The sequence below is a fragment of the Aeromonas finlandensis genome, assembly GCF_000764645.1.
Lineage (GTDB): Bacteria > Pseudomonadota > Gammaproteobacteria > Enterobacterales > Aeromonadaceae > Aeromonas > Aeromonas finlandensis.
In genome coordinates, this window is sequence record NZ_JRGK01000140.1 from 1 (window position 1) to 5,612 (window position 5,612).

Below are 5,612 nucleotides of genomic sequence, written 5' to 3' on the forward strand. Positions count from 1 at the left end.
CCCGGCCAGCGACTTGGAGGGGAAGTCGCAACCGTGCTGGTTGGGATTGACGATAGCATCGGCGTCAGGCAACTCCTGACCCGGCAAATGGTGATCGGTAACCACTACCTGCATGCCAGCCGCCTTGGCCGCCGCCACCCCGGCGATGCTGGAGATACCGTTGTCCACCGTGATCAGAAACTCGGCGCCGCGGGCCACCGCCAGTTCGACGATCTCGGGGGTGAGGCCGTAGCCGAATTCGAAGCGGTTGGGCACCAGAAAATCGATGTGGCGGCCACCCATGGCACGCAGGGCCAGCACGCACAGGGCCGAGCTGGTGGCACCGTCGCAGTCGAAGTCACCGACGATAAGGATCCGTTTCTGGGTGGTCAGGGCATCCGCCAGCAGCGGCACCGCCTGCTCCATGCCATAGAGGCGCTGGGGCGGCAACAGCTGGCTGGCGCTGCGCTCCAGCAGGACGGGATCATCTACGCCACGGCTGGCGAAGATTTGGCGAAGTAGAGGATGCAGAGTGGCAGGCAGATGGGAATCATCAACTCGCGGACGACGACGGATTTGCAGGGGCATCTATGTGATCCAGTATCTTGAGCAGCTGTTCGGGGCTCTGATACCCGCGCACCAGATCCCCGTCGGAGGAGACCCAGGCCGGCAGTACCTTGACCCCCAACCATTGGCTCAGGCCAATATTTTGGATAAGGGTCTCACTACATGCCTTTTGAGGCAAATAAGCTTTAAAGGGATCGTTTTGCAACAGGGGATCGTTGCACCAGTCAGCCGCTTGTGAAGCGTGTTCTATGACGGGGTAGACCTCGACACTCACTCCGGACGCCTGCAGATGTTGCAACGTGTCGGGCAGTTGGCGGCGCGCCGCGTCCTGTTCACCGAGAAAGAGTGCAACCCGGTGGCGCTCATTGCTGGCCTTGATCACCAGAGGGGCATGGGCCACCTGAGACAACCCCAGTCGACGCTGACTTCGCATGCCGGAGATGGTGAGGTTCTTCATATCATGGGTCATATCCAGCATGACCCCCTGTACCACATAGTCCCCTTTGGCATCGCTGTAGAGCACTCCCTTGGAGGTGCCCAGCATATAGAGGCCCGTAATAGGTGTCTGATCCACCATATAAACGGGTATCCCAAGCCGAGTGGAAATGGCGGCTTTCAAGGCTTGGGGATCCATCCCCGCTCTGGCAGCAAATGTGCACAGCAGCATCATTCCCAGTAGTAAATACTTCACTGGTTTACTCACGCGGTATGAATGAATGGACTCCGCAAATTACAGTAGCAAAGTTCGTTATTCAACCGGCTACTTAGCAAAAAATTAATATCATGCCATACCAAAAAAAGCATACCGCCCGATTGCCAAGAGAGACCAACCCCAGCAAGCTAGTCAGGACGACAGGAATAACGCGATCTCACCTCCGTTTTCCTGATAAGAGTTCGCCCTTTGGCAGGGGCAAGCAACACCCTATCTTGTTTAATTTCGGAGAAAAAAATGAGCCTGATTCAAGAGTTCAAAGCCTTTGCCGCCCGCGGCAACGTCATCGACATGGCGGTCGGTATCATCATTGGTGCCGCCTTCGGCAAAATTGTCTCCTCCTTCGTCGGTGACGTGATCATGCCGCCTATCGGCCTGATCCTGGGCGGCGTGGACTTCAGCGACCTGGCAGTTACCCTCAAGGCCGCAGAGGGGACGACACCCGCCGTGGTCATCGCCTACGGCAAGTTCATCCAGACCATCATCGACTTTTTGATCATCTCCTTCGCCATCTTCATGGGGCTGAAGGCCATCAACACCCTCAAGAAAAAGCAGGAAGAAGAGGCCGCCGCACCGGCAGGCCCGACCAAGGATCAGGAACTGCTGACCGAGATCCGCGATCTGCTGAAATCCCGGCAAGGGCAATAAGCGCCATCTCCTGTCGTGTAGAGATAAAAAAACCGCCTGCTGGCGGTTTTTTGTTTTGAGGGGGATGACGATCAGGCTCTGGGATGGTGCTCACCGTGCAGTGCCTTGAGCCGCTCGTTGGCCACATGGGTGTAGATCTGGGTGGTGGAGAGATCCGCGTGGCCCAGCAGCATCTGCACCACCCGCAGATCGGCGCCGTGATTGAGCAGATGGGTCGCGAAGGCGTGGCGCAAGGTATGGGGGGAGAGCTCGCCGTTGATCCCGGCCCGCTGCGCGTAGAGCTTGATGCGATGCCAGAAGGTCTGGCGGGTCATCATACGGGCCTGCTTGGAAGGAAATACCACATCCGAGCTGGTGCCGCCCAGCAGCAGGGTGCGCGCCTCCCGGTAGTAACGCTCCAGCCAGTGCATCGCCTCCTCACCCATCGGCACCAGCCGCTCCTTGTTCCCCTTGCCCACCACCCGCACCAACCCCTGACGCAGGCTGACATGCTCGGCGGTGAGCCCCACCAGCTCGGAGACCCGCAGCCCGGTGGCATAGAGCAGTTCAAGCATCGCCTTGTCCCGCAGCTCTAGCGGGTCCTCCACCAGCGGCGCCGTCAGCAGCGCGTTCACCTCGGCCTCGCTGAGATCGGAGGGCAATTTTTTCGGCAATTTGGGCCCCTCCAGCAGTACAGTCGGGTCATCGCTGCGCAGCTTCTCGCGGTTGAGATACTGGTAAAAACGGCGCAAAGCCGACAGGAAGCGGGCGGTGCTGCTTGCTGCAAACAGGTGATCCACCCGCCAGGCGAGGTAGTGCTGGATCTCGTCCATCCCCGCCAGCAGCAGCGAGCTCCCCTGCTCGTCGAGCCAGAGGGAGAACTTCTCCAGATCGCTGCGGTAGGAGCTGACCGTGTTGTCAGACAATCCCCGCTCCAGCCAGAGGGCGTCGAGGAAGGGTTCAATCAGGGGATGGGGGTCGGGCTTGCTCATGGTGTGCTGCAATCAGGGGATCGATGGCCCATTGTAACGCGCCAGCTCATTGGAAAGACAAGGCACTTTTGCCGCCCGCCTTGCCGGGCGGTGAAGGTCGAATGGCAATCTGCTAGACTGGCGCCCTCCCCTTACGTTACCCATCGTGTTGCCAACATGGCGCAGCCCACACGAGCATGCGAGAAGGCGCCAAAAGCAAGCGAGAAAGCGCCAACAGAGAGAAGAGCGATGAAGATTGGTCTGTTTTACGGTTCCACCACCTGTTACACCGAGATGGCTGCCGAGAAGATCCGCGCCCTCATCGGCCCCGAGCTGGTGGATATTCACAATATCAAGGATGTCTCCCTGCGCCGGATGGAGGATTACGAGATCCTGATCCTCGGCATCTCCACCTGGGATTTTGGCGAACTGCAGGAGGACTGGGAGTCCCGCTGGGAAGATATCGCCGATCTCCATCTGGAGAGACGCATCATCGCCCTGTTTGGCCTCGGTGATCAGCTGGGTTATGGCGAATGGTTCCAGGACGCCCTCGGCATGCTGCACGATCAGCTGGTGCCAAAAGGGGTCAAGCTGGTGGGCTACTGGCCCAATGAAGGGTACGAATTCGATGCCTCCAAGGCACTGATCGACGATGGCCGTCACTTCGTCGGACTGGCGCTGGACGATGCCAATCAATATGACCAGACCGATCCGCGCATCGAGCAGTGGATCGAGCAGATCCTGAGCGAAATCCACGCCCTGCTCTGATCCTTCCCCCTCCCCTCAAGGCGGCCACTCGCCCACTGATGTGGCCGCCCGGGCGCAGTTATCGCACCGATTTTCTCAATCGGTATCATCGCGTGACGCTATAGCGACTTTTTTGTGCTGGTCTGCAACAATGGAGCCGATACCCCATAACAATCAGCGCCGGGTGTCGGAAGCAAACAGACAGACCAGAAAAGGATACTCTATGACTCCATTCTCCCTGTTGGCCCCCACCATCGCCCGTGACGTACTCGATCACGCGCTGGCGCTGGGTGCCGATTTCGCCGAGCTTTTTGTGGAGCGCAAGCGCCGCAGCCAGCTCAGCCTGCTCTCCAGCCAGATAGAGAACATCAGCGGCGGCCTCGATTTTGGCATCGGCGTGCGCCTCTGCTACGGCCACAAGGTGCTCTACGGCTACACCAATCTGGCCAGCCGCGACGAGCTGCTGCGTATCGTCACCCTGCTGGCGGCCAAAGACCGCCGCGACCCCGTGGTGACCGCCACCGCCTTCGATTTCAGTCGCCTGACCGACCGCAACCCGATCGCCCTGCCGCTGTCGGCCGACAAGCTGCTGGAGCAGAAGATCGCCTATCTGCACGCCATGGATGCGGTGGCCCGCGCCGAGAGCGGCAAGGTAAGCCAGTTCTCCGGCAACGTGCTGGGCTGGGAGCAGGAGGTGGAGATCTTCAACAGCGAAGGGTTGCAGGTAGCTGATCGCCGCCACTACAACCGCATCATGGCCCAGACCATCGCCCGGGAAGGGAGCGAGCAGAGCGTCGGCTACGAGGCGCCGGGCGCCCTGATGGGTTGGGAGCATGCCGAGCGCATCGATCCGCGCGAGCTGGCGCTCACCGCCACCCGTCAGGCACTGGTGAAACTGGGTGCGGCCCCCTGCCCGAGCGGCACCCTGCCGGTCATCATGGAGAACGGTTTTGGCGGCGTCATCTTCCACGAGGCGTGCGGCCATCTACTGGAGACCACCTCTGTGGCCAAGAAGGCCTCGGTATTCCACGACAAGATGGGCCAGCTCATCGCCAATCCGGTGGTCAATGCGGTGGACGAAGGGCTGCAAGGTAATGCCTGGGGCTCCATCAACGTCGATGACGAGGGGATGGCGACCCAGCATACCCAGCTCATCAAGGACGGCGTACTGACCGGCTTTCTGGTGGACCGAATGGGCGCAATCAAAACTGGCTACGCCCGCACCGGCTCGGGTCGGCGTGAATCGTACAAGTACGCCCCCACCTCGCGCATGCGCAACACCTATATCGAACCGGGCAACCACAGCCTCGACGATATGCTGGCCACGGTGGAGCACGGCATCTACGCCAAGAAGATGGGGGGCGGCTCGGTACAGCCCGGCACCGGCGAGTTCAACTTCAACGTGCAGGAGGCCTACCTCATCGAGCACGGCAAGATCACCAAGCCGCTCAAGTCGGCCACCCTGATCGGTACCGGTCCGCAGGTGCTGAAAGAGATCTCCATGGTGGGCAGCAATCTGGCGCTGGCCGCCGGTATGTGCGGCTCGGTCTCGGGCTCGGTCCCCACCTCGGTGGGCCAACCCGCACTCAAAGTGGACAATATCCTGGTGGGAGGTAATTCCTGATGAATGACACCATTAAGCTCCTGAAAGTGGACCTTATGCTGATCGGGGGGAACGCCTGATGAGCCAACTCGACATGAACCTACTGCTCACCCGTCTACTGGATAAAGTGGCCGACCTCGGTGCCGAGGCAGACATCATCGCCAATCAGGAGAAAGCCTTCTCCCTCAAGGCTGACAAGGGCGAACTCGGTGAATACAAGGTGACCAGCAGCCAACAACTCGGCATTCGCCTGATCAAGGAGGGCCGGGTCGGCATCGCCTACTCGGAATCCCTCGATGAGCTGGCGCTCGATGCCATGCTGCAAGATGCGCTCGATGCCAGCCGCTTTGCCAAGGTGGATGCGGATCAGCGCATCTCGGTGGCCAATAGCCGGCTCACCACAGAT

General features: G+C 60.0%; 7 protein-coding genes. 4 read left to right on the forward strand and 3 right to left on the reverse strand.

Annotation, left to right across the window (positions count from 1 at the left end):
- The coding region (locus tag LD28_RS0111530; RefSeq protein ID WP_033137115.1) for a DHH family phosphoesterase at positions 1-567 on the reverse strand (567 nt) is incomplete at its 3' end.
- A complete protein-coding gene (locus LD28_RS0111535) occupies positions 533-1,180 on the reverse strand; it encodes a disulfide isomerase DsbC N-terminal domain-containing protein (protein ID WP_050514314.1) in 648 nt (215 codons plus the stop codon). The genes LD28_RS0111535 and LD28_RS0111530, both read right to left, overlap by 35 nt.
- A gap of 315 nt (positions 1,181-1,495) precedes the next feature.
- On the opposite strand from LD28_RS0111535, the gene mscL reads away from it, so the two are divergent.
- Positions 1,496-1,906: a large-conductance mechanosensitive channel protein MscL gene (gene mscL, locus LD28_RS0111540; RefSeq protein WP_033137117.1), complete on the forward strand. Its 411-nt coding sequence runs from the start codon at positions 1,496-1,498 to the stop codon at positions 1,904-1,906.
- Positions 1,907-1,977: 71 nt separating this feature from the next.
- Here mscL and xerD read toward each other — a convergent pair whose 3' ends face one another.
- Complete coding sequence (xerD, locus tag LD28_RS0111545) at positions 1,978-2,877, reverse strand: site-specific tyrosine recombinase XerD (protein ID WP_033137121.1); 900 nt, start codon at positions 2,875-2,877, stop codon at positions 1,978-1,980.
- A gap of 228 nt (positions 2,878-3,105) precedes the next feature.
- On the opposite strand from xerD, the gene fldB reads away from it, so the two are divergent.
- The 3 genes from fldB to LD28_RS0111560 all read left to right on the forward strand — a co-directional run.
- Positions 3,106-3,624, forward strand: a complete 519-nt coding sequence (gene fldB / locus LD28_RS0111550) for a flavodoxin FldB (protein ID WP_033137118.1) — start codon at positions 3,106-3,108, stop codon at positions 3,622-3,624.
- A gap of 202 nt (positions 3,625-3,826) precedes the next feature.
- Positions 3,827-5,227, forward strand: coding sequence for a TldD/PmbA family protein (locus tag LD28_RS0111555; RefSeq protein ID WP_033137119.1), 1,401 nt, complete (start codon positions 3,827-3,829; stop codon positions 5,225-5,227).
- A gap of 58 nt (positions 5,228-5,285) precedes the next feature.
- On the forward strand, positions 5,286-5,612 hold a 327-nt coding region (locus tag LD28_RS0111560; protein WP_033137120.1), incomplete at its 3' end, for a PmbA/TldA family metallopeptidase.